Consider the following 24,711-nt stretch of genomic DNA (forward strand, 5'->3'; position numbering starts at 1 on the left):
GGAGCTATAAACGCTAACTTTCTTCAAACCCGCCCCGTTAAGATCACCATAAAGAAACTTAAAACACATCAGTCACATTAAATATCGACAACTATGAAAAAGGTAATTTTGGCAGGCTTCGCATTCGTATTAGCCATGGGGTTGGCAATCGCAGCAAACGCTCCTTTGAGAGAAACGATCAAGGTTCCCTTGGAACAAGTGCCCGTGTCGGTACGCAATGCATTTGAAAAAGACTTTGGCGCCGCGCCGGAAGGTGGCTACTGGACCGCTCTTATCGAAAAAGAATCGAGCAACGGCCGCACGATCGTAACACCGCTGAACTATAGCTTCGTAAAGAAAGCTAAAGGCAATAAGATCGAGGTGAAGTATACACCGACCGGCACCCTGGAATCTTTCAGCGGCCTGGAAAAAATCACTCCCGTGGCCGACGCCGCAGCGGTGCCTAACTAGGGCACTACACGCACACACAGAAAACAGGTATAAAGGCACGAGGCCGCTTCAGGAGACTGGAGTGGCCTTGTTGTTTTTAAAAAGGTCACTGGCAAGTCTGAGCGAAGCGATGATTTGTGCCTATACTGTGGCCATCCGCCAGCCGGCTGACGGCAGTTGCAAACTGCCCACCGACCGCGGCACAAGTCACCGCTTCGCTCAGACTTGCCAGGTGCATCCTGTAAAACCGAAAAAGGGTGCCTCTTTCGAAGCACCCTCTTGTCGGTTTAGGTATATAAGAAAAATGAGTTCTCTAGTTCGCGGTGAGGAGCTCGGCAGACTCGATGGCTTCGTCGGCTGTTTCTTCGGCCGGGCGTTTGGCGTCGGTGTGCGCCTTGATCTGCAGGTGCGAAATCATGTCGGTGATCTTCAGGATCACCATGCAGCCTACGAAGGTAAAGCCTACGACGATAGCCAGGGCTTTCAGGTGTACGAAGAACAGGGTTGTCTCGCCGAAGAACAGGCCGTTGCCGGTGGTGTTTGCACCGTTGACGGCCGTGTGCGCGAGGAGGCCCGTCATCAGCATGCCGACCGCGCCGCCTACACCGTGGCAGGGGAACACGTCGAGGGTGTCTTCGAGGGAAGTTTTGGTGGTCTTCCAGTGCACCATCAGGTTGCTGATGAGGCTGGCGAATGTACCGATGAAGAGGCTTGAAGGAATGGTTACGAAACCGGCGGCAGGGGTGATGGCCACGAGACCTACCACGGCGCCGATACAGAACCCAAGGGCGGAAGGTTTTTTACCTCTTACCGAATCCAGCAGGATCCAGGCAAGGCCTGCCGCCGCGGAAGCCGTGTTTGTGGTGGCAAAGGCAGAGGCGGCCAGGGTGCTGGCACCCATGGCGCTGCCGGCGTTGAAGCCGAACCAACCGAACCACAGCAGGCCGGTGCCCAGCAGTACATAGGGAATATTCGCGGGGGCGATGTGTTTCTTTTCGCTGTTGCTGCGCAGGAAGATCGACGCTACGAGGGCGGCGATACCGGCCGACATGTGGACCACGGTGCCTCCGGCGAAGTCGAGTACGCCCATTTTAAAGAGGAAACCTTCGGGGTGCCAGGTCCAGTGCGCCAGCGGCGAGTAGATGAACAGGGTGAAAAGCACCAGGAAGATGATATACGACTTGAACCGTACGCGCTCGGCAAAGGTACCGGTGATCAGCGCCGGGGTGATGATCGCGAATTTCAATTGGAAGAAGGCAAACAGCACCAGCGGAATGGTGGGGGCAAGAGCCCAGGGTTTGCCGTCCAGTACGTTCTGGAACATAAAGAAGGAGCGGGGGTCGCCGATGATGCCGCCGATCGAATCACCGAAGGCAAGGCTGAAGCCCACTACGATCCACAAGACACCGACTACGCCCATGGCGATGAAGCTCTGGAACATGGTGTATATGATGTTTTTCATGTCGATCATGCCGCCGTAAAAGAACGCCAGTCCGGGTGTCATCAGCAGCACCAGCGCCGAAGCCGCCAGCATCCAGGCGATGTCCCCTCCATTGAGCCCCTCCGTCACGATCTGCTTGGGCAGCGACGGCATAAACACCGCCAGCACGCTGAATCCCACCAGCAGCAAAAGAAAGATTAACGATTTTTTCATATAGGAATAAGATCTGGTTGTTGTAGTGACTCAAAAATCGGTGTTTTTTGGAAGAATAGATTCGATTTTGAGGCATTTTTAATTAAAATGACCGAAAACGTTTTAGTGATGGGGTGTTTTTAGGCTAGGTCAGTTAAAATTTGAAATATTTTAAATGAGAAGCAGGTGATGAAGACGCGTGTTGGGATTACTGGTTGTAAAACGAGGTGAAAATGAGATACGGCCCGACGTTTTTCGGGTCAATAGGTATTTTTAGGACGGCACTTCACGGATAATCGTCATTTCACCGGCGGCATGGGTGCCTTTTAGGGTGTAGGTCAGGCTGGCTATACGAGCTTTGTATTTCGCGCGGTTGGAGAGCATGACGACGATGGATGCGCCTTCGCGTAGGGTGCCTGCCTCCAGGTCATGGCGATGTAATGCGATGGGGCAAACGACGGGTTGGCCGGCGAGGAAGGCGGCATCCTGGAGTTTGTTCTCTAATGTGTAATATTGCATCATCATTCGTATCTTAAGTAATAGTTCCTTTTGCAGGAGCTTTTGTATTCACCACCATGATCAATGGAAAAAAGGCCTCCCTCCAGCCGTTTCCAGCCGACCACAGGAATGTTGACTCCTTGTGGCATGCGCTGCAAACTACGCTGACCGGAAAAACCGGCCAGGCCTTCTTTGACACGGCCGTCACCAGCCTCAATGTACTACTGGACGCCGATATAACCTTCATCGGCACCTTTTCTGCCTCGCAAACAACGGTCAGTACCCTGGCGGTCTGCGATCGCAGCGGCATGCTGGAAAATATACAGTATCCGTTGGCGGGCGGCCCGTGTGATGAAGTACGAAAAAGCGGGGCGATGGTGTTTTACGACGGCATTGCTGCCCGCCACCCGCACATACCTTTTCTCCGTGCCCGGGCCATCGACGGCTACGTGGGCATTCCTATTTGCGACCTGGACCGCAGCCCTGTGGGTATTATCGTCAGCTTGTTCAAACGGCCTGTGCTCGATTCTGAGCGTGTTCGGCTTACGTTCGAGTTCCTGTCATTGCGCATCGGCAGCGAGCTGGAGCGCATCGCACTCGAACAACGGCTGCGCGACCAGCAGGTGCAGGGCGAGAGCCGGTTGCGCGAGGCCTTCAAGCGTGAGCTGGCGCTCAGCCACCAGCTCAAACAGCGCGAAGAGTGGTACCTGTTTGCGTTGCAGGTGGGAAACCTGGCGGTATACGATTGGTATCCGCAAGAGGATAAGACCGTCTTTAATACAAAATTATACGAGCTGATCGGCCACGACGCCGGCGAATTCAACCCGACGTTTACGCAGTGGCTGTCGCTGGTCCATCCGGAGGAGCAAGCATGTTTTGCCGAGCGCAAGCATGCCTATGCGCCCATGGCCAGCCAGCCGGCCATACAAATATATCGCCTGCAGGATCGCGCCGGCACCTACCGTTGGATCGAAGACCAGCACATGCCCATCGAGTGGGATGCCGAGGGCCGCGTGACGCGCATCATCGGCATCATCAAGGACATCGATGCCGAGAAGCGTTCGGCCGATGCCCTGAGCAAGCTCAACAAGGACTTGCGCGAAAGCGAGGACCGCTGGGCCTATGCGCTGGAAGGCAACGGCGACGGTGTGTATGAATGGAGGATCAGTACCCGGCAGTTCTATTTCTCGCCGCGTGCCAAAGAGATCATGGGCATCGACCTGGGACCGGAACAAGACTTTAGCCGTTTTATCCGGCACGTGCATCCCGACCTGCGCAGCGAGTTCAGGGCTAACTTCGAAACAAGCCTGCGTCCGCCGTACCACCCGTTTACGATGGAAGTACAGGTGCTGGACGACGCCCGCGACTACCGTTGGATCATGTTCCGCGCGAAGGTGGTGGAGGTAGACGATGATAACAACCCGCAACGCATGGTGGGCACGGTCACCGACCTGTCCGATCACAAGGTGATCCAGAAGGAGCTGACCATCTACGAAGAGATGATCAAGCAGAACCATTCGGCCATTCTCTTTACTTCGATGGACGGCACGATCGAGTTCCTGAACGACACGGCCGTCGAGCTGCTGGGGTATAAACAACACGAGATCATTGAAAAGGATATTGCCACCTTGCTGCCAGAGCCATCGGCCGAGCACCTGCTGCAAGAGCACTGCCGCAGCCAGCAGGAGTTTATTACACAGTCCGGCCGGCGGTTGCTGACGCAGGTCGTGACATCGTTGATCCGCCAGGATGGCGACCCCATGGGCTTTGTGATCAACATCCTCGACATTACCGAACGCAAACGCCTGGAGGACGAAGTCACCGCGCTGACGATGACCAAGCTCGAGATCGAGCTGGAGATGCAGCGCAAGCTGACGGAGATGATCATCCTGGTACAGGAGAATGAAAAAGAAAGCATTGCCCGTGAGCTGCACGACGGCGTGGGACAATTGCTGAGCCTGGTCAAGCTGCAGCTGGAAGGCCTGCACGACGTACTGACGCCGGAGCAACAACGGCAATGCAGGAGTGTACAGGAGCTGCTGCTGCACGTCACGACCGATATCAAGAGCCTGACGAGCGACCTGATGCCGCTCAGCATTCGCAACCTGGGGCTGGAGAGCGCGATCACCGCGCTGCTGGAGCGCTACCAGGTGTTCCGTGGCAAACAGGTAACGATCCAATGCAAGATCAACCTCGACGGCTTCGAGCCGGAGCAGGCGCCGGCGATGCACATCTACCGCATTGCGCAGGAGGGTGTCAACAATGCGATGAAGTATGCGCAGGCCACGTCGCTGTCGGTGATGGTGATGAAGTTAAAGAACAGCCTGCACCTGTTGATCGAAGACAACGGTAAAGGTTTTGATGTAGACGAAGCATTGAGCAGACAAAACAGTTTTGGCCTCAAAACGATGGTCGAGCGGGCGCGCCTGCTGCACGGCAAGCTGCTGGTGAACTCGGCCAGCCGGGCCGGCACGACGATCAGCCTCACTATACCCCTAAACGCAGACGTATCATGATCAAGATTGCACTCGCCGACGACCACGGCATCCTGCGGGAAGGCATGGCCTCTATCCTGCAGGCCTCCGGCAAAGTGGAGGTTGTAGCAGAGGCCGGCACCGTTGCCGAAGCGAAGACCTTGCTGGAGGAGCATCCCGAAGTCGAGATCTTATTGTGTGATATCAATTTCCCCGATGGCGACGGCTACGAAGTGCTGGAATATGCCAAGAAGTATAACAAAGCCGTGCGCATCATTTTCCTGACGATGCACGACAAGTCGTCGTTTGCCACCAAAGCCATCGAGGCCGGTGCCATGGGCTATCTCACCAAAGACGCTGCCAAGGAAGAGCTGCTGGCGGCGATCGCGGCGGCGAGCAGCGGCAAGAAATACTTCGGTCAGAATATCATGAGCAACATCGTGGAGAACATGAACAAACCGCGGGAGGGCTACGACTTTTTCCGCAAGGTGCTGTCCAAACGCGAGCTGGAAGTGCTGGAGCTCATCATCGAGGGCCTCGACACCGACGAGATCGCCGGGAAGCTCTTCATCAGCGAAAAGACCGCGGCCAACTACCGGAACAGCATCCTCCAAAAATGCGACGTCAAGAACGTCGTGCAGCTTATCAAGCTGTACCTGCAGCACGCCTGACCCTGCGGATCGCCCAATTCGAATTGGGAAATTTCCCAATCCGAATTGGGAATTCGCCCACCTATTTCTGAAACCTCCTATCGTTTGCGGCAGCGGGTTCCGCCTCATTTGTAGTCCAAAAAGCACGGGACTGACACGACCATTTTGACAATGGTGCGACTGTAAAGGCGCCAGACGCCAATTGCCCGACTGAAACGTAGGGATTTTCGCAATTAAGAACGGTGATTTCCCCTGCAAAACAGATATCCCTATAAGAACTGTTTATGAATGTGATCCCTTCGTAACATGATACGGCCTGGCGGAGATCAACAGCAAGCGGTGGACGACTCATACCTGACGTTCATGATGCACCACCAGCATTTCGCAGTACATGTAAGCAAGGTTACCGAGCTGATGGAAATGTTACCGGTGACCCGTGTGCCGCGCGCGCCCGAGTACATGCGGGGCGTGCTCAACCTGCGGGGTAGTGCAGTGCCGGTGATCGATATGCGGGTGAAGCTCTCGCTACCGACCGCTGACGACACCATGGACACCTGTATTATCGTGCTACACGTGAAGGCGGACCAGGAATTACTGAAGATCGGCGCGATCGTCGACAGCGTTTTCGAGGTGATCGAGGTCACGCCCGAAGCGATCCTGCCACCGGCCACGGTGGGCAACAAAGAGCTCACGCGTTTTATCGATGGTGTGATCAAGCTCGACAACAAGTTTATCGTAATCCTTGACATGGACAAGATATTCTCTCACGCAGAGTATACCGACATAAGGAGAGATGACCCGATAGACAGCCGGAGAGGATGAAGGAGATTATCGGATGAGCATTGCCAGTGGAGTGAGCAGAAGAATAAACACATCCATAACGGAAGTAAAATAGAGATTGTGATGGAAAGAGAAGGGGAGATCCTGCAACGGATGTATGAGCAAACGCGGCACTATGCATTTCACAACGACCAGATGTTGCATGGGCCGCTGTTTCGGGTAAAAGGCATGTTGCAGCTGCTTCAGCAGGAATCGCGCCCTGCCGAGCAGGGAAAGCTGCTGGAGATGCTACTGGCCGAAGTGGAGCAAATGGAACTGTCCGGCGACATGATGGCCCGCATGCTGGCCGAGTACGAGGCACGCATGCGGCAACTGATCGAAGGGGGAGGACAGAGCTCACTGCCCGGGCCGAAAGCCTGAAAGACCTCGTCGTTCTTTACGATCGACGATAGGGAGAAGGACTACGCAGCCGAAGACTATACCGTGCGCAAGTTCCAGCAGTGGGCACCGCGGTATACAACGCATGCAAACGGTAACGGTAAAAAGAGGCGGTTCGTATGGACAACATTCGTGCAAAGAAGGGTGTTGCCGTAATGCCGGACGACGCCGTAAGCGGTGAAGATTTTACGCCTATTAACCCCTAGGCGCAGGGTTATATATACCGTGCAACTACCCTGCACAGGGGAGGGAGCGGGTTGACAAAGAGTAAAATATATAGTAAAGACGGGTTATAGGTGAGCGCTATAGCCTGTCTTTTTTATTTTATCATTGCCAGACACGGACAGATTTTAGCCGACCGGCAACGTTTTTTTTGAAAAAAGGTAGATACCTGATATATCCGGTAAACGAGTTCTGCGTTATAGAGTTTAATTTTGCACTAAATATATTTTGACAGGCATGAGCGGGACCGAGACGATTGTGACATTGAGGCCAGATGGGAAGAAGGGTGTCGTTATGCCCAAACATCACTACGACGAGATCTGCGCCGTAGTACTTTCCATCCTGGATACCGAAGAAGAGACCTTTACGCTCCACGCGCTGCTGGAACGTGCACAATCGAACCTGCCCGACATGATCGACAGCGATGTGAGCTGGTACGTACTGCAGGTGAAACTCGACCTGGAAGCACGCGGTTTGATCAAGGTAGTAACGCCCCCGTATAAAAAGCGCCTGTTCCTGCTGAAGCTGACCCGCCAGGGTGCCAAGCAGCTTCGGAACCAAAAAGCCCTGTCTGCACTGCGCGAAGACTGATTTTTTAGCGCCGATCTTCGGATCACCCCCTAAAATTTGCTTCATTTACTGATCATGAAGCAGTCTATCAAGGTTGCCGTAGACGCTGTCGTCTTTGGCTACGACCCCGAGAAAGGTATTTCCATTCTGTTGATCCGGCGGAAGTATGAGCCGTTTCAGAAGTCCTGGGCACTGCCCGGTGGCCTGGTCGGCAACGACGAATCGCTTGAAGACGCCGTGCGCCGCGAGCTGCTGGAAGAATCAGGCGTGGACGTTCATTACCTCGAACAGTTATATTCCTTTGGAAAACCCGGCCGCGACCCGCGTAACCGGGTGGTGACCGTGGCTTATTTTGGCCTGGTGCGCCCGTCGGACTATCAACTGGCCGCCCAGACGGATGCCGAAGACGTTGCCTGGCACGGCATCGCCCAGATACCCAGGCTTGCCTTTGACCACCGGGCCATTATCGACATGGCGATCACCCGCCTGCGCGGTAAGCTTGCCTATGAACCGGTAGGCTTTGAGCTGCTGGATAAGAAGTTTCCGTTCTCGGATCTCGAAAACCTGTACCAGACGCTGCTTGGGCGCGAGATCGACCGGCGGAATTTTAAGAAGAAGATCATCGGCTACGGCTTTCTCGAAGAGCTGGACGAGACCATCCAGCGCAAAGCCGGCCGCCCTGCACACCTTTATCGCTTCAACAAAAAGAAATACGACGAGCTGAAAACGAAAGGCTACAACTTCGATCTCTTTCTGTAACCCCGGGGCTATGTATAAAAGCATGTAACTCCATCGATTGCAGAACGGATCGAGAAGAGTTGTTGTAGAAAATACGCAAATTATTTGAAGATGGTAAAACCTGTATGACCTAGTTTGCGTAAATATTACGCAAATAGTAACCAATTTCAATATGACTAAAACAGGAGTTGTCATCGCCCGCTTCCAGTCGCCTTACCTGCACGAAGGCCACCAGGCGCTGATCACCTCGGTGCAGCAGCGGCATAACCAGGTAGTCATTGTCCTGGGCGTATCGCCCGTACGCGGCAGCCGTCGTAACCCGCTCGACTTTCCTACCCGCGAGCGGATGATCAAAAACGAGTTTCCCGACATCGTCGTATTGCCGCTGTCGGATCACCCGCTGGACACACGGTGGTCGCAGCAGCTCGACGCATTGCTGGCCTCTACGTTTCCCGGCGGGCAGTTTGTACTCTACGGCAGCCGCGACAGCTTTAAGGCCTACTACAGCGGTGTGCACGAAACGGTGGAGCTACCGGAAACGGGCCGTCACAATTCGACCCTCATCCGCGAGAAGATCAGTGACAAGGTGCTCGACTCGCGGGAGTTCCGCACGGGCATTATCTACGCCTACGCCAACACATACCTGAAAGTATACCCCACGGTGGACGTGGCGCTGTTCCGGAACAACCGCACAGAGATACTGCTGGGCCGGAAAGACATCGACAACAAATGGCGCGTACCGGGTGGCTTCGTCGACCCGACCGATGCCGGCTATGAAGAGGCTGCTGCGCGGGAGCTGCGCGAAGAATGTGGCAGGCTGGAGATCTCTCCAATGCAGTATATGGCTTCCTTCCGCATGGACGACTGGCGGTACAGACGCGAAGAAGACAAGATCATCACCACGCTCTTTGCCACGGACTTCCTGGCCGGAACGCCGGTCGGCAGCGACGACATTGCCGAGGTAGCCTGGTTTACCCTGACCGATGTTGCCGCACTCATGGCCAACGGTCAGACGGCACCCGAACACACGCCACAGCTGAGCGCTGTCCTGAATACCTACCTGAAGTGACACTTCCCATCTCTAAATACCATCGGTATGAAAACGAACAATCTCCTTTTGCTGGCCGACGCCTATAAATATTCTCACCATGCCTTGTATTACCCCGGTACCGAAAAAATATACTCCTACCTGGAAAGCCGCGGCGGCACGTTTGATGAAACAGTATTCTATGGATTGCAATATTTTCTGAAAGAGTATCTGCAAGGCGAAGCCGTTACCCGCGCGGATGTGGACGCTGCCGAGCAGCTCATGAACCAGGTGTTTGGTCGCAAAGGTGTCTTCAAGCGTGAGATCTTTGAGTATATCATCGACAAACACGGCGGCCGGTTGCCGGTGCGCATCAAAGCGGTGCCAGAAGGCATGTCGGTGCCGGTACGCCAGGTATTGATGACGATCGAGAACACCGACCCGAACTGCTACTGGCTGACGAACTTCCTGGAAACGCTGCTGATGCAGGTGTGGTACCCCAGCACCGTGGCCACTGTCTCTCACCAGGTACGCAAGGTTGTAAAGCGTTATTACGACGAGACCGTTGACCAAGCCGCGCACGGCGGTATCGATTTTGTATTGAACGACTTTGGCTTTCGCGGTGTAAGCTCTGTCGAGAGCGCCGGCCTGGGTGGTTCCGCGCACTTGCTCAGCTTCCTGGGCAGTGACACGGTATATGCATCGGTCTTTGCACAGAAGTATTATAACGCCGACCGCGTGTACGGTATGTCCGTACCCGCTACCGAGCACTCCATCATGACGCTGCTGGGCAAAGAAGGGGAGGAGAAGGTTTTTGACCATGTATTACGTGCTTACCCGGAAGGTATCCTCTCTTGTGTATCCGATTCCTACGACGTCTTTCATGCCGTGAGCAACCTGTGGGGCGGTGTATTTAAAGACCGCATCCTGGCCCGTAACGGCCGGTTGGTGGTACGCCCAGACAGTGGTGACCCGGTGATGACCCTGAAAACGATCTTCCAGCTCCTGTTCGATAAGTTCGGTTTTACGGTAAACAGCAAGGGCTACCGCGTGTTGCCGCCGCAGATACGTGTCATCCAGGGAGACGGTGTCGATTATGATTCCATCCAAACGATCTATGACGCACTGAAGAAAGACGGTGTGTCTGCAGAAAACCTGGTATTGGGTATGGGTGGTGCGTTGTTGCAGAAAGTGAATCGCGATACGCAGAAGTTTGCACTGAAGTGTTCGTATGCGGAAGTCGACGGTCGTCCGGTCATTGTACAGAAGTCGCCCAGGGAGATGGATGAAAACGGCAACCTGGTGCGGTCTTTCAAAACCTCGAAGGCCGGCCGCCTGAAGCTGGTGCGGGATGCCGCCGGGTTCCGCACGGTGGCGGAAGGAGCGGAGGCAGGGCTGCCCGACGTGTTAGAAACGGTCTTTGAGAATGGAGAGATCAGGAAAGAGTATACCTTTGCATCCATACGCAACCAAGCCTAGTACGACCCTTTTATGGAAAACAACGTCAAGATTTACAGCACCTCGACCGCACGGGTTCTCAGCGAACGCATCGCCTCTCACCTGGGCATGCCGCTGCACCACATCCACTGCGAGAAATTTTCAGACGGCGAGCTCTTTGTCCGCTTCAACGAAAGTGTCCGGGGACAGACCGTCTTTCTCATCGCCAAGATCAACATGCCGTATGAGAACATCTTCGAGCTGCTGCTGACCGTAGATGCTGCCCGTCGTTCTTCGGCCCGCGAGGTAGTGCTGGTGCTGCCGTACCTGCCGCATAGCCGACAGGAGCGGCGCGACAACCAGCGCACCTCCATCTCGTCGCGTATCATTGCCGACATCATTCAGCAGATGGGGGCCGACCGCATCATCACCCTCGACTTGCACACTAATGCCATCGAGGGGTTTTACAAGATACCGCTCGACCCGCTCTCGTCGCTCAAGCTGTTCGTGGGCCATATCAAAAATCTCAACCTGCCGGACCTGTGTCTGTGCAGCCCCGACTTTGGCGGCATTAAACGCATCAAGCAATACAAAAAGCACGTGGATGCCGACATGGTGGTGATCAACAAAGAACGCCTCAAGGCCAACCAGGTGGCGCACATGGAGATCATCGGCGATGTGACAGGCAAGAACATCATCCTCATCGACGACCTCGTTGACACAGCCGGTACGTTGTGTAAGGCGGCCGACCTGCTGATGGAGCATGGTGCACGGTCCGTTCGTGCGTACTGTACGCACGGTGTGTTGAGCGGCCCCGCGCTGGACAACCTCATGAAGTCGCGGCTGGAAAAGCTGTACATGGCCGATACCGTGGTGGCGGCGCTGGATCACCCGAAAGTGGAGATCGTGACGTGCGCCGAGCTGCTGGCCCGCGCCATCTCCAACCTGGTGACGAACAAAAGCCTTAGCGAGATGGGCTAAAAGCGCTATCTTTGAGCATGTACCTGCTCTTTCCCGGGCGCCATCAGCTCCTGACCAACTTTCAGTTTCAGTATCTCTCCGGCCTGTTGTCCAACGGTCTGCATACAGCCCGCGACATCCACGGCCAGGTATTGCCTACGGGCGACGTCGAGGCGATCGTGTTTGCCGTGACCTCGGCCAACCACAGCAATACCCGGCGCAACCCCTTGCCGTTTTATTTGCGCGCGCTGGCCATTCGTGAGTTTACGGCTACGCTGGGCATACCGGTATATATCTATGGCATTGACGATGTCGGCAGCCTGAACAACTTTGCGACCTATACACTGAAGCGTATCCGCCACGAAAGCGACGGCCAGCTGGACCTGCGGCCCGACAACACCGCGGTGATCTGCTCCACGCCGGTGCTGGACATGTACGAGTCCCTGGGCTTTCCGATCCTGCCGGCCGAGCTCACCGACCGCCGCACCGGGCAACACAGCACGGCCCTGCCGTGGGACGTCGTCGAAAAGATCGCCACGACCGACGCCTGGGAGGACGATGCCTATATACACGATCACATGCATCCGTCGTCCCGTGCACTTTGGCGCCAGTACCGCCTGGCCGGCAAGGTACAGCTGCTGTTCCGCGACCACATGATCGGCGAGGACGGCGACATTACGACGACCCGCGACTATAACACCTACGTGCGCCAGATGGACACCATCGCCGCATTGAAGTATACAGACACCGCGCCCTATATCCGCCCGGGGCGCGTAGGTGACATCGGCTGTGCGGTAGGCTCGTGGATCAAGCTGGCGTGCGACGATGCGCGGCTGCGCGAGTCGGACTTTTATGGCATCGAGGTAGCACGCCACCTGTTCGATATCTGCCAACAGCGCAAACACAACGGCGAGTTTAAGAACCCTTTTGTATTCTTCTCGCAACGCAACGCCGTCACGGGGCTGGCTTTTGAGCCGAATTCGATGGATACGATCCACACCTCGTCGCTGACGCACGAGATCGAATCGTACGGCAGCCGCGCCGACCTGTTAACCTTCATTCGCAACCGCTATGCGGAGCTTCGCCCCGGCGGCATCTGGATCAACCGCGACGTGGTGGGACCGGAAGATAAGCGCCGGCTGGTCCTGATGAAGCTGAACGACGCAGACGGCAGCGACGAAGACATCTTCAAAACAGCAGACACGCGCGAAGCGTTGGCCGAACACCTGGAAGGTCTCTCCACGGCCGCGCGCTTCCGCCGCTTTGCGCGGGACTTCCGCAGGAAAGAAGGGTATACCCTGGCATACGAAGAAGTGGCGCTCCGGGGAGAGCGTTATGTCCGCCTGTCGCTCGGCGACGCGTGTGAGTTCATGAGCCGCAAGGACTATACCGACAACTGGGAGAGCGAGATGCACGAGACCTTTACGTTCTGGAGCGTTACCGATTGGAAGCATGCGTTGGAAGAAGCGGGCTTTACGGTGTTACCGGTCTCAAAGCCCTACGTCAACGAATGGATCGTAGCCAACCGGTTGGCCGGAAAGGTGGAGCTGTTCGAGCCGGTACAAGCAGGGGTTGCTCCGCTGCCGTATCCTGTCACGAATATGCTGATGCTGGCGGAGAAAAAATAAAAAGGCTGCCCGGTCGTGAGCAGCCTCTCTATTCACAAATTGTGACGCTTGACTATTCGCCCTTTTTGAGATCGTGGATCTCGCGGTCGATGTCATACAATGCATCTTTCGCATTCATGAGGTCGAAGATCTCGATGCAACGGCGTGCCTGACGCTCTTCTTCGAGCTGTTCATCGAGGTACCATTGCAGGAACCGTGCTGTCTGAAAGTCGCGGACCTTCTGGCAGTGCTCGGTCATTTTATTGAAATTCTCGGTGATCTGGATCTCCTGGTCGAGTGCTTTCACGAGGATCGCGCGCAGGTCGTCAAAGCTAGCTTCCACCTTGGGAACTTCGGGCGATACAGCCAATGCCCCCGCGTGGGTAATATAGTGGAAGATCTTCATCATGTGCTCGCGCTCTTCGTCCGATTGCTTTCTGAAAAATTCGCCGCAGCCGCGCAGGCCCTGTGCATAACACCAGGCCGACATCGAGAGGTACAAAGCCGATGAATGAGCTTCTACGCCCATTTGTTGGTTGAGGATGTCCAGGACACTCTCCTGGAGAGATGTCTTCTGACGAAGTATAGAAGTTGTTGCCATTTCTTTTTTGTTTAGGACCATTCGCCTGCTGAGCGACGGTCGATTTCTTAAACAAAAATATCGCCTTCGATCACAACGATCTAAGAAACAGGGCGAAATGAGTGTTATTTAAAACAAGTCTATATATAGACTTAGCGGGATTGCCGCGTGGCGGCATCGTACGTGGTGATTCCCTGACGCATCAGCATATCTTCCAGCTTGAGATCAAACATGCGCTGACCGTACAGCGAGCGAAGCCGGGCGAAATCGGAAAGGGGCAGTGTAACAGCTCTGCCGCAGCCGGAAAGAGGGACACGTACCTGGTCGAACTCGTTTGCCAGGTTGTTCATGTACTCATCCATGTCTTTTCCCTGGAGGGACCAGTAGGTGAGCATGAACTCACAGGTATTCTGCTGGAACGTTTTCTCGCCCACCATCAACTCAAATCTACCGCCGGCACGTGTAAGCGTAAGTACGAGGGTATCGGTCACCTGATTTTCCAAACTTTGCATATTCGAAAGCAAATGTAGCGACAAGTTAGTATTCATAAATACCTTTCTGTAGAAAAAATCTAAATAAAGACAACTTTTCATGCATTTGATAATCAGATAGTTGTATTTAACTGACTCGCATTACGTGATTGAAGACTGTCCAAAAATGACTCCGGCCTGTCAGTTAAATGCAGTTTATGGCTACCCAGGGCGAGGGATCATCCGCCGCCAAGGGAAGGGAGCTACGTAACGCCTCGGGCCGGGGTCGGCCGGCAATCTTGGTGCACTCTTTTCCATGATTTCCGCCCCTTGCGCAGCATGCGTCGGGAGCTAAATCACCCCTCACGTGTGACGTCCTACCCGCTTTAATGAAAGAAACCTTGATTCTGAACGAATTCGTCGCTACTTTTGTTTGGAATTAGTCTAAATAGGTTGGCTTCTAGGACTTTAGAAGCTTGTCCGAACCGGATCAACGAAGCAAAAGATATCCAATGAGGGATCCCATTCGCATTCTACTGGCCGACAACCAGCCCCTAACCGCCGCAGGACTTACACAATTTCTTGGCGGTAATGACAACGCCAGCATCATCGATGAAGTAACAAAACGCGAACTGCTGGAGCCCCTGCTTCGTAAACATACACCCGACCTGCTCATTGCCGACTATAACCTGAGCGGCTTTATTACCCGCCAGGACATTCACGCCGTCAAGAACATTTCTCCGCAGACCCAGGTACTCATCATTTCGTCGGATGATAATAAGAGTAACATACTCGATGTGTTACAGTCCGGTGTGAAAGGCTATCTGACAAAAGAGTGTAGCCGCGAGGAGATCATGATGGCGATACAATCGGTGGCCCGTGGCGAGAAATTCTATTGCCACAAGATCCTGGACATCATCATGGAGAAACATTTCGGTGCCGAAATACCGCAGGCCGCCGTGAATGTTCTCACGACACGTGAAACCGAGATCCTCAAGTTGTTGGCCATGGGTAACTCTACGCAAAAGATCGCAGACGACCTGCATCTCAGCCCGCATACCGTACAAACGCACCGTAAGAGTATCATTCGCAAATTGAGTATCAAGTCGCCGACCGAGTTTGTGATCTATGCGATCGACTTCGGTCTCATTAAACCGAGGTAACGGGCCTCACCCTTAGAAGGTATATACCTAACCCCAACGTACGATGGTATATCGCCTGAATGTGATACACCCGCTGTATACACACTAGCCCCCATAAGGTAAATCAAAAATGCCCGCTGCAAGCGATTGACGCAGGATGACGTGCTGCTCTACTTTTGTTTAGAATTAATCTAAACAGAATGAGCAAATCCAGCGCCTGCCGCCTTGTATTATTTCTCCTTGTTATAGGTATATCTGTTTCTTCGTCGGCACAGCAGCTCCGCATTATTACTGCGGGCAGTGCACTAACGGAGACCGTATGTGCTCTGGGAGATTGTGACAAGATCATTGCTTCGGACCGTACGAGCCTGTATCCGGCCGAGATCCAGAAGTTGCCCTCGATTGGTTACCGCACCGGCATCAGCGCCGAAGGTATCCTGGGCTTGAAGCCCACCCTGATCATCGCCGAGAAAGATTATGTTGACGAAGCCGTGTTGCAACAACTTGCCGGCAGCGGCGTGAAGCTGGTGATCGTTGACCGCAAGTTTACCGTAGACGACACACGCAAGTTTATACAGCAGATCGCCACGGCACTGCATCGTGAAGCAGAAGGTAAAAAACTGATCGCGAAGATCGAAGGCGAACTGGCGGAAGCGAAGGCCATGCTGAAGCGCGCTACCGCTGTACCCAAGGCGGTTTGTATCTACAACAGAGGGACGGCTACGGTCAGCGTAGCGGGTACGAACACCTTTGGTGAAATATTATCCTACGCCGGTGCTGTCAGCGCGGTAAAAGATGTAGAAGGTTATAAGCCTTTAAATACCGAGGCGCTCATTGCCGCCAACCCCGACTACCTCGTGATGATCGATGCGGGCCTGCAAAGCATCGGCGGTGTGGAAGGTATGCTCACCGTACCGGGTGTCGCACAAACGACTGCCGGCAAGAAAAAACAGATCGTCTCCCTCGATAGTTTAATGCTCACCAACTTCGGGCCCCGTTTCGGCGAAGCCGTGAAGGCATTGGTAGTGTTACTGCATCCCGAGCTGCAACCCAAGTAAGGCGGATCATGAACGTTGCATTGTCTTTGCGCGATCTTCGTGCCACCGTCGTCCTGGTGGGATTAGGCGTCAGCTTGCTGGTAGCGACAATCTTTTCGCTGACCATCGGCGCGGTGTCTATACCGGCGGGCGATGTGGTTGTGATCCTGCTGCAGAAGCTTGGCCTCTTTCAGGGCACGGCCGTCGACGAGATGCACGCCGTGGTTTTGTCGTCGATCCGTATACCGCGCATAGCCATGACGATCCTGATCGGCGGTGCGTTGGGTGTAAGCGGCGCGGCCTTGCAAGGGCTGTTTCGAAATCCGCTGGTAGAGCCCAGCCTGATCGGTGTATCCGGTGGCTCGGCCTCGGCGGTGGTGATCCTGATCGTGTTTGGCGGTCCGTTGTCGGTATACCTCGCACCCTGGGTCTATGACTCGCTGTTACCCATCGTTGCTTTTGCCGGTGGGCTTGCGGCAACCTTCCTGGTGCTGCGTTTAAGCAGCGAGCTGGGACGTACGAACGTAGCCGTATTGATCCTGACGGGTGTTGCGCTGAATGCCTTATCCGGGGCCATTATCGGTCTGGCGATCTTCTATGCCGACGAAAATCAATTGCGCACGTTTACCTTCTGGACACTCGGCGACCTGGGCGGTGCTACCTGGCAAAAGCTGGGCTTTGCCGCGCCCTTCCTGATCGGTTCAACGGGTGCATTATTATTCTTTGCCCGTTCCCTCAATGCGCTTGCCCTGGGCGAGGCCGAAGCCTACCACATTGGCGTCGACGTAGAACGCACAAAAAAACTGGTCATACTTTTTTCCGCGCTGGCCGTAGGCGTGAGCGTATCGCTGGCGGGTATGATCGGCTTTATCGGGTTGGTCGTGCCGCATTTTATCCGGCTGTCGTTCCAGGTGGATAACCGATTGGTCTTGCCGGCGTCGGTATTCGGTGGCGCATTGCTGCTGGTGCTGGCGGATGTCGTGGCCCGCACGGTGGTGGCCCCCTCGGAGTTGCCCATCGGTGTGGTGACGGCGTTTATCGGCGCGCCTTTCTTTATAGCCCTCTTGTTAAACGCAAAAAAGAAACACGAGCTCTGATGTACGAGGCCCACCAGATAACGTTTCGCACCCTCGGCAGAGCGATCCTGCACGGTGTATCCTTGCAGGTAATGCCGGGTGCCTTTACGGCTATTGTCGGACCGAACGGCGCCGGCAAAAGTACGCTGCTGAAAGTACTGGCCAACGAGCAACGTCCCAGCGAAGGCGCTGTCAGTATTAACGGACAGGATATAAGCTCCTATACGCCGCGCGAGCTGGCGCAGGTACGCGCGGTACTTCCGCAAGCCACGACGGTGCAGTTTGCCTTTACGGTGGAACAGGTGGTGGCGCTGGGCCGTCACGGCCGGCGGTCGTCGCCGGCAGAGGACCGGGCCGTCTGCGAAGCGGTCATGACCCTGACCGGTACGCTGGCGTTTCGCGAACGGCAGTATCAAACCTTGTCGGGCGGAGAGAAACAACGCGTACAGCTGGCACGCGTGCTGGCGCAGGTGTGGGATGAAACCGTTTACCCCCGGTACATCCTGCTGGACGAACCGACCAGCAGCCTCGACATTGCCCAACAGCAATACATCTTCAACCTTGCCCGTGCCGTCTGCGCCCGCAACATCGGTGTGATGGCGATCGTGCACGACCTCAACCAGGCGGTGCAATACGCAGACACGCTATACTTTCTGCGCGACGGCCTGGTGACAGCACACGGTCCGGCCGGGCAGGTATTTACACAACGTAATATAGAAGAAACCTTCCGATGTCGCGTCAATCTATACCGCGACCCGGTTACCGGCCACCCCTATATCATTCCGGCGAGCGATCCTGCTAACCGGTTTGTGGCGGTGGGCAAATAATAATAACAAATGACTCAACGGAATAACTAACATAACGTGGAAACTTCAATTCAAACCAACACCGCCGGCGCCAGCGCGCTGGCCGAGGCCTGGGCATCGCTCTTACAAACTAAACCCACGCTTCGAATCCGCGAAGCGGCGCGGGCGCTTGGTGCCAGCGAAGCCGAGCTGCTTGCCACCAAGATCGGCGCACAGGTAGTACGCCTGCAGGGGCCGTGGCCCGAGCTGCTGCGGCGCTTTACGACGCTCGGCCGTGTCATGTCGCTCACGCGCAACGACGCATGTATCCTCGAGCACAAGGGGCCCTTTCAGGAGATCGATATCATTGACGCCGGCCCGCGGTCGATGGCGACGGTCATTGGCCCTATTGAAAGCCGCGTGTTCTTTCACGCCTGGCACGTAGCCTTTGCGGCGACGGAAGAGAAGAGCGACCGGGTGTTGAAGAGCATCCAGGTGTTTGACCGTTCAGGCGAAGCCGTGACCAAGATATACCTGCAGGAGAAGAGCGATGAGCAAGCCTATGCGCGTCTGATCGAAGACTTCCGTTCGCCAGACCAAAGTCCCGAGCAGCCCGTGTCGGTCTATGCAAACGAAGTGCTGAAAGGCCCCGACAACGAAGCGGCGTTCCTGCAGGAGTGGGGCGAGCTGAAAGACACGCACGACTTCTTCGGCATGCTGCGCCGTCACAAAGTAGACCGCTACCAGGCGCTGGAAGTGGCGCGGGGAAAATTTACCTACCAGTTGAACGCGAAGGCTACACCGCAGCAGATCCTGGAAACAGCGGCAGCGCAGAAGCTGCCCATTATGATCTTTGCCGGCAACCGCGGCAACCTGCAGATACATCAGGGCAAGGTGCGCACCATTCGTTTGCTGGAGCGCGGCCACAACGGCCCCGAGCCGTGGCTGAACGTATTGGACCCCGACTTCAACATGCACTTGCGCATGGACCTGGTGGACACCGCCTGGGTGGTAAAGAAAAATACCACCGAGGGGTTTGTCACCTCGGTAGAGTTGTTTGACAAGCAGCGCAACCTCATTGCCCAGTTCTTTGGCCTGCGCAAGCCGGGTATACCCGAGAAGCTGGAGTGGCGCAGCATGGTCGAAAACCTACCCGCCTTGTAATATGAAACTCCGATTGGCAATCGCCGGCGTGTTACTGGCGTGGTACGGTATGCTGTATGCACAGGATTCACTTCGGACGACGCAGCTGGATAACGTAGTGGTTACGGGCCAGTTCGAGCCGCTGTCGATCAAGCAGTCTGTATACCAGGTGCGTACCATCTCGTACGCACAGATCGTACGGCGCGGCGCCACGAACCTGCAGAGCGTGCTCGCCACGGAACTGGGCGTGCGCTTCTCGAACGATCTGGCCCTGGGCGTAAGCGACATCCGGTTGATGGGCATGGGCGGACAGAATGTAAAGATCCTGCTGGATGGTGTACCGTTGCTGGAGCGTGGCGAAACCCGCGAAGCCCTGAACCAGATCGACATCAACACCGTGGAGCGTATCGAGATCGTGGAGGGGCCGATGTCGGTGATGTATGGCTCCGACGCCCTGGCCGGTGTATTTAACATCATTACCAAAAAGTACGACGGCCACTGGAACCTCGAAGCACGGGTGCTGGAAGAGACCGCGGCCCGCGAGTACGATCCCTTTACGGACAAAGGCGTGCACAACGAAAGCGTGGGTGCGCACTGGCAACGCGGCAAATGGTCGGCGGGTGGTTCGGTCACCCGCAACAACGCGGGCGGCTGGAACGAAGATCATTACTCCAGCGACCTGCCGTCGCAGCCGATGCGGTGGCACCCCAAAGAGCAATGGCTCGGCATGGGAAACGTAGGTTTTGGAACAGATAAAATGACGCTGCGTTACCGGCTGAACTACACCGACGAGACGATCACCAGCCTGGGAACATACAACCCGCGGGTAGGGCAGGCGATCGATAAGGAGTATATCACGCACCGGTATAATCACCAGCTGCAGGCGGACTGGAACCTGACCGAGCGACTTGTATTCAACGGTGTGGCCAGTTACCAGGATTACTCGCGCCGTACCCGCACGTTGCTGTACGACATGGCCACGGGCGCTACCTGGCTCTCCCCGGAACCGGGCACGCAAGACGAAACGGACTTCAGCATGGCGATGAGCCGCGGCACGTTCCTGTACCGCTTATCGGATCGCGTGTCCCTGCAGCCGGGGTATGATGTAAACCTCAGCAAGGGCGCCGGTGACCGCATCGACCGCGAGCGCGAAATAAACGACTATGCTGTTTTTGCCGCGGCAGAGATCAAGCCCGCTTCGTTCCTGAATATACGGCCTGGCATTCGGTTCATTCATAACTCGGTATACGATGCACCGCCCGCAGTGCCTTCGCTCAACACCAAGATCCAGCTCTCTTCGCGGCTTGACCTGCGGTTGGCCTATGCGTATGGCTTTCGCTCGCCGGCGTTGCGCGAGCTGTATTTCAGCTTTCACGATGCCAGCCATGACATCTATGGCAATGAAAACCTGAAGGCAGAATACTCTAACAGCTTTACCGGCTCATTGGCCTGGCAGGCATTGACGGGCGCGGGCCGCAAAGATCAGTTGACCTCGACGTTGGCGGGTTTCTACAGCACCTTTCAGGATCAGATCATCCTGGCGACGGTGGCCGATCCGTCGATGCCGTCGGGTGTGATTTCGCGGTATGAGAATATCACAAGATCACGTACCATCGGTACGACGCTGGACAACAATTACCTGTACGGTGGTCTGCAGGTTTCGCTGGGCTTCTCCTATATCGGCGTCTCCGACCCGCTGAAGTCACAGGAGGGGGTGTTGGAGCTGCTCTGGTCGCCGGAGGTGCGCACCAACGTGTCCTATACCTGGAACAAGCCCGGTACGACGGTTAGCCTGTACTATAAATACACTGGCAAGAGCTCCAACTATGAAACTGTTATACCGGAGGGAAGTACCGAGCCCATCACGCGCCTGGCCTCCCGCGAGAACTTTCAATGGGCCGACTTTACCGTGGCCCAGCGCATCAACCGCCTGCTGGACCTGACCGTGGGCGTACGAAACCTGCTGGACGTAACGACGCTGCGCAATACGTCGCTGGATGTCGGCAACGCGCACAGTGGCGGCGGAGATCAACCGATGAGCTATGGCCGCTCGTACTTCCTGTCGCTGCATGTGCACTTTACCAAATAACACAAAACACCTATAATTTTTACATAATCTAAACTCGTATGAATAGCTTGAACAGATTTCTGAAGTTGGCTGCTATCGCTTGTAGCATTGTTTTTTTAGCGTTGGTGATCAACGCGTGTAGCGACGACGATCCGCCGCTGCCGGCCAACAAAGCGGACTTTGAATCCTCCACACTGGGTCTGGAAGACGGCCAGGACGAAGTTGAAATAAAATTGAACCTGTCGCGCGCGGTGGACGTGGCTACCGACTTTACCGTGAGCTTGGTTACGACCGGAGTACAGTACGGCACACACTTTACGACATCACCGGCCGCCACCGATGGTAAGTTTACCGTGTCTGTGCCGGCAGCTTCCAGCACGGCGTCGTTTAAAGTACTTCGCACAAGCAACGTGTTCCTGGAAGGCGATGCTTCGATCGTCTTTACGGTTGGAACAACTTCGCAAAGCGCTGTAGTAGGAGAGAAGTCTACCGTGACGGTGTCGTTCTCGCCGATCGTATCGGAAGGACAGCAGATGACGCTGAACGGCATCATCAGCGATGAGCTCGGTTCGAGCGCAGGCAACTCGGTGTTTGTCGATTTTAGCAGCAACCAGCAGACGGCGGTAGCCCGCAAGTCATGGGACCTCGGTTTTTATAGCGGTGACGAGTTCCGGGTGATTATCAACAACACAACCGCCGCGTCGGTCATCGCAGTCGATGCCACGGATCTGGCCGAAGTTACGGCGGAGAATGTGGAGACAGGCGGACTGGCGCTGGGCCAGGGCCAGGGTACGTTTGACATCATTGACGACGTGACCGGCGACCTCAACAATACCGCCATCGAGGAAATCTCTGATAACGACGCTGAAAATAAAGTATATGTGATAAACCGCGCCGGCGGTTTCGGTATCGTCGATGCGGCAGAGAATCTGATCAAAGTTCGTGTGCTGCGCAACGGTGCAGGATACAAAGTGCAATACGCTCCGCTGAACGCTACGGAGTTCACCGAGCTTGACGTGGCGAAGTCCGCTACGAACGACTTTACGTATGTGTCGTTTACGACAAATGCAGTCGTAGCCGTAGCGCCGGCGCGTGAGAAGTGGGACATCGAGTGGACTTACAGCATTTACAAGGCGCCGCAGGGCATTCCGTATGCATACTCCGACCTGGTGTTCATCAATAACCGTGGGGGTGTGTCATCTGTTCAGGTGATGGAAGCCACCGTGGCGTACGACAACTTCGCGGCAAGCGATGTAGCGAATATTACATTTGACAACCAACGCGATGTGATCGGTTCCAGCTGGCGCGTGACGTCGGCGCCGCAAGGTAGCACAGAGACCGTCGGTGTGCGCACGGATCGGTATTACGTGGTGAAGGATGCCTTTGGCAATGTTTATAAGCTGCGCTTTATCAACTTCCATGCGAACGATGGCGGTACGCGTGGTAAGCCGCTGATCGAATACAAACTTGTTGTGAAGGCCTAATGGCTCACGCTAACCCTCGGGCCGGGGCAACCAATGCCCCGGCTGTTGCAGGGACTAACGATCTCATTCTTTACTGTTACTTGATATGATAGTATGATCCATCAGGCTATTCCGCAGCTTCCGTCGCTTGATCTGGAGCGCTCGCGTGACTTTTATCAGCGCAAGCTGGACTTTGTGTTGCATCGTCGGTATGAGAACCTGATCATTCTGAAGCGCGATGATGTCGAGATCCATTTGTGGCGGTGTAGTGATCCGGCTATTCCGCAGAGCTCGAGTCTTTATTTCCGGGTGTCGGGCGGGATCGAAGCGCTCTATGAGCATTGTGAGCGTAAGGGCATTGTGCGGCTTCACCTGGAAGACCGGCCGTGGGGCATGAAGGAATTTTACGTCAGCGATCCCGACGGCAACCTGTTGAAGTTTGGCCAATCTTCGTTTGGCGTATAATGAACATGCCGCTGCCTATTGAAGAACGGGCGCTGTATCAGAACGACCTCTTTAAGGTTGTACAGCTGGCCGGGGCTGAACGCCAGCGGTTGCGCACCCGATATGCAACGGGCGAGCAGTTCATGCTGGTCAAGAAGGGCCGCGTCATGATACACCTGAACGGTACCGATCATGAATTGTCGCGGGGCAAGACGCTGGTGGTGCCGGCCGGGCAGCCGTATGGACTGCGCGCCATGACCAGCTTCGAGGTAATATCGATCATGAGCCCGGCTGTTGTTATCACGTTTGCAGATGAATAGAAAATTATGCTGAGCTCAACCTCCGCCCGGTATTTTATCACGTTGGCCGAAAGCACCCTGGCGGATCAGAATATCGTTCTGACGGCCAAGAAAAAGCGTATCCTGGAAGAGATCCTCAACGGCCAGGGCTCGTTCGACGCCGAATCGGTATACCTGCGGTTGTGTAACCAGGGCCGGTGTGTCAGCCGGTCGACGGTATACAATACACTGGCGGTGCTGGTGCGCGCCGGATTGCTGATGATCGGTCACGACCCGCACCGAAAGCTTCAGATATACCATTTGCAATACAAGGGCATTCCACTTTCTGCTTCCGGATCGCCCTAAAATCCAGGTTCGTGGGCAATACAAGGTGCATGACGTTGTTTTTATGTTCGCACATGTCTAATTTGCGACTTGTATCCCAGCTGTATTATGGCCGTAAAGGATAAAATTGAGAAAGATCCCGGCGATTTTAAGATCGACCACAGCAGTCCCATACCGCTGCATGTACAAGTGGAAAACCATTTGCGGGCGTTGATCGAAAGCCCCCATTACCAGAATGGGAAGCTGCTGCCGAAAGAGGTGGAATTAGCCAAGCGCCTGGGTATTTCGCGCAATACCATCCGCCAGGCCACGAACAAGCTGCAACACGAGAATCTGCTGACGCGGAAGAAGGGAGTAGGCACGACCGTCGTCAAAAGGACCGTCAGCACGCGCCTGGACAACTGGTTGAGCTTTAGC

General features: G+C 55.2%; 26 protein-coding genes. 22 read left to right on the forward strand and 4 right to left on the reverse strand.

The genetic code is table 11. The features are described 5' to 3' along the window. Positions 1-93: 93 nt before the first annotated feature. Positions 94-450, forward strand: a complete 357-nt coding sequence (locus KK078_RS01215) for a hypothetical protein (protein ID WP_254088402.1) — start codon at positions 94-96, stop codon at positions 448-450. A 292-nt stretch (positions 451-742) separates the two neighbouring features. Here KK078_RS01215 and KK078_RS01220 read toward each other — a convergent pair whose 3' ends face one another. Next, positions 743-2,083, reverse strand: a complete 1,341-nt coding sequence (locus KK078_RS01220; protein ID WP_254088403.1) for an ammonium transporter — start codon at positions 2,081-2,083, stop codon at positions 743-745. A gap of 252 nt (positions 2,084-2,335) precedes the next feature. Next, on the reverse strand, positions 2,336-2,584 hold the full coding sequence (locus tag KK078_RS01225; protein WP_254088404.1) for a hypothetical protein: 249 nt from the start codon (positions 2,582-2,584) through the stop codon (positions 2,336-2,338). Between the two features lie 53 nt (positions 2,585-2,637). Between KK078_RS01225 and KK078_RS01230 the strand changes: the two genes are divergently transcribed. The 10 genes from KK078_RS01230 to KK078_RS01275 all read left to right on the forward strand — a co-directional run bounded on the left by KK078_RS01230 (position 2,638) and on the right by KK078_RS01275 (position 13,484). After that, on the forward strand, positions 2,638-5,076 hold the full coding sequence (locus KK078_RS01230) for a sensor histidine kinase (protein WP_254088405.1): 2,439 nt from the start codon (positions 2,638-2,640) through the stop codon (positions 5,074-5,076). After that, positions 5,073-5,705 (forward strand): response regulator transcription factor, encoded by a 633-nt coding sequence (locus tag KK078_RS01235; protein WP_254088406.1) that lies wholly within the window; start codon positions 5,073-5,075, stop codon positions 5,703-5,705. The genes KK078_RS01230 and KK078_RS01235 overlap by 4 nt, the downstream gene beginning before the upstream one ends. A 285-nt stretch (positions 5,706-5,990) precedes the next feature. Beyond that, entirely contained in the window at positions 5,991-6,506 is a 516-nt protein-coding gene (locus KK078_RS01240; protein WP_254088407.1) for a chemotaxis protein CheW, read from the forward strand. 81 nt (positions 6,507-6,587) lie between these two features. Next, positions 6,588-6,884 carry a hypothetical protein gene (locus KK078_RS01245; RefSeq protein WP_254088408.1) on the forward strand — a complete coding sequence of 99 codons (297 nt, stop codon included), beginning with the start codon at positions 6,588-6,590 and terminating at the stop codon, positions 6,882-6,884. A gap of 477 nt (positions 6,885-7,361) precedes the next feature. Beyond that, positions 7,362-7,715, forward strand: coding sequence for a DUF6958 family protein (locus KK078_RS01250; protein WP_394370540.1), 354 nt, complete (start codon positions 7,362-7,364; stop codon positions 7,713-7,715). A gap of 54 nt (positions 7,716-7,769) precedes the next feature. Further along, a complete protein-coding gene (locus KK078_RS01255; protein WP_254088410.1) occupies positions 7,770-8,453 on the forward strand; it encodes an NUDIX hydrolase in 684 nt (227 codons plus the stop codon). Positions 8,454-8,604: 151 nt separating this feature from the next. After that, entirely contained in the window at positions 8,605-9,501 is an 897-nt protein-coding gene (locus KK078_RS01260; RefSeq protein WP_254088411.1) for an NUDIX domain-containing protein, read from the forward strand. A 27-nt stretch (positions 9,502-9,528) separates the two neighbouring features. Continuing rightward, the gene (locus KK078_RS01265; protein ID WP_254088412.1) at positions 9,529-10,938 is read left to right on the forward strand and encodes a nicotinate phosphoribosyltransferase; all 1,410 of its coding nucleotides are present in this window, start codon (positions 9,529-9,531) and stop codon (positions 10,936-10,938) included. Positions 10,939-10,950: 12 nt separating this feature from the next. Beyond that, positions 10,951-11,877, forward strand: a complete 927-nt coding sequence (locus KK078_RS01270) for a ribose-phosphate diphosphokinase (protein ID WP_254088413.1) — start codon at positions 10,951-10,953, stop codon at positions 11,875-11,877. Positions 11,878-11,894: 17 nt separating this feature from the next. Beyond that, positions 11,895-13,484: a class I SAM-dependent methyltransferase gene (locus KK078_RS01275; protein WP_254088414.1), complete on the forward strand. Its 1,590-nt coding sequence runs from the start codon at positions 11,895-11,897 to the stop codon at positions 13,482-13,484. Between the two features lie 52 nt (positions 13,485-13,536). Here KK078_RS01275 and KK078_RS01280 read toward each other — a convergent pair whose 3' ends face one another. Together KK078_RS01280 and KK078_RS01285 are read right to left on the reverse strand one after the other, a co-directional pair. Further along, on the reverse strand, positions 13,537-14,064 hold the full coding sequence (locus tag KK078_RS01280; protein WP_254088415.1) for a ferritin: 528 nt from the start codon (positions 14,062-14,064) through the stop codon (positions 13,537-13,539). 131 nt (positions 14,065-14,195) lie between these two features. Beyond that, positions 14,196-14,555 (reverse strand): hypothetical protein, encoded by a 360-nt coding sequence (locus KK078_RS01285; RefSeq protein WP_254088416.1) that lies wholly within the window; start codon positions 14,553-14,555, stop codon positions 14,196-14,198. A 470-nt stretch (positions 14,556-15,025) separates the two neighbouring features. On the opposite strand from KK078_RS01285, the gene KK078_RS01290 reads away from it, so the two are divergent. The 11 genes from KK078_RS01290 to KK078_RS01340 all read left to right on the forward strand — a co-directional run. After that, on the forward strand, positions 15,026-15,676 hold the full coding sequence (locus KK078_RS01290) for a LuxR C-terminal-related transcriptional regulator (protein WP_254088417.1): 651 nt from the start codon (positions 15,026-15,028) through the stop codon (positions 15,674-15,676). A gap of 179 nt (positions 15,677-15,855) precedes the next feature. Further along, entirely contained in the window at positions 15,856-16,713 is an 858-nt protein-coding gene (locus KK078_RS01295; RefSeq protein WP_254088418.1) for a heme/hemin ABC transporter substrate-binding protein, read from the forward strand. An 8-nt stretch (positions 16,714-16,721) separates the two neighbouring features. Next, positions 16,722-17,789, forward strand: coding sequence for a FecCD family ABC transporter permease (locus tag KK078_RS01300; protein WP_254088419.1), 1,068 nt, complete (start codon positions 16,722-16,724; stop codon positions 17,787-17,789). Further along, positions 17,789-18,595 carry a heme ABC transporter ATP-binding protein gene (locus KK078_RS01305; RefSeq protein ID WP_254088420.1) on the forward strand — a complete coding sequence of 269 codons (807 nt, stop codon included), beginning with the start codon at positions 17,789-17,791 and terminating at the stop codon, positions 18,593-18,595. Before KK078_RS01300 ends, KK078_RS01305 begins: the two co-directional genes overlap by 1 nt. Positions 18,596-18,631: 36 nt before the next feature. Then, the gene (locus KK078_RS01310; RefSeq protein WP_254088421.1) at positions 18,632-19,717 is read left to right on the forward strand and encodes a hemin-degrading factor; all 1,086 of its coding nucleotides are present in this window, start codon (positions 18,632-18,634) and stop codon (positions 19,715-19,717) included. Position 19,718: 1 nt separating this feature from the next. After that, entirely contained in the window at positions 19,719-21,785 is a 2,067-nt protein-coding gene (locus KK078_RS01315) for a TonB-dependent receptor plug domain-containing protein (protein ID WP_254088422.1), read from the forward strand. A 38-nt stretch (positions 21,786-21,823) separates the two neighbouring features. After that, positions 21,824-23,248: an HmuY family protein gene (locus KK078_RS01320; RefSeq protein ID WP_254088423.1), complete on the forward strand. Its 1,425-nt coding sequence runs from the start codon at positions 21,824-21,826 to the stop codon at positions 23,246-23,248. A gap of 93 nt (positions 23,249-23,341) precedes the next feature. After that, the gene (locus tag KK078_RS01325) at positions 23,342-23,692 is read left to right on the forward strand and encodes a bleomycin resistance protein (protein WP_254088424.1); all 351 of its coding nucleotides are present in this window, start codon (positions 23,342-23,344) and stop codon (positions 23,690-23,692) included. Positions 23,693-23,697: 5 nt separating this feature from the next. After that, positions 23,698-23,991: a cupin domain-containing protein gene (locus tag KK078_RS01330; RefSeq protein ID WP_254088425.1), complete on the forward strand. Its 294-nt coding sequence runs from the start codon at positions 23,698-23,700 to the stop codon at positions 23,989-23,991. Positions 23,992-23,997: 6 nt separating this feature from the next. Continuing rightward, positions 23,998-24,315, forward strand: coding sequence for a transcriptional repressor (locus KK078_RS01335; RefSeq protein ID WP_254088426.1), 318 nt, complete (start codon positions 23,998-24,000; stop codon positions 24,313-24,315). Between the two features lie 87 nt (positions 24,316-24,402). Next, on the forward strand, positions 24,403-24,711 hold a 309-nt coding region (locus KK078_RS01340), incomplete at its 3' end, for a GntR family transcriptional regulator (RefSeq protein ID WP_254088427.1).

The organism is Dawidia soli, from assembly GCF_018598185.1.
In the GTDB taxonomy this organism is placed as follows: domain Bacteria; phylum Bacteroidota; class Bacteroidia; order Cytophagales; family Cyclobacteriaceae; genus Ohtaekwangia; species Ohtaekwangia soli.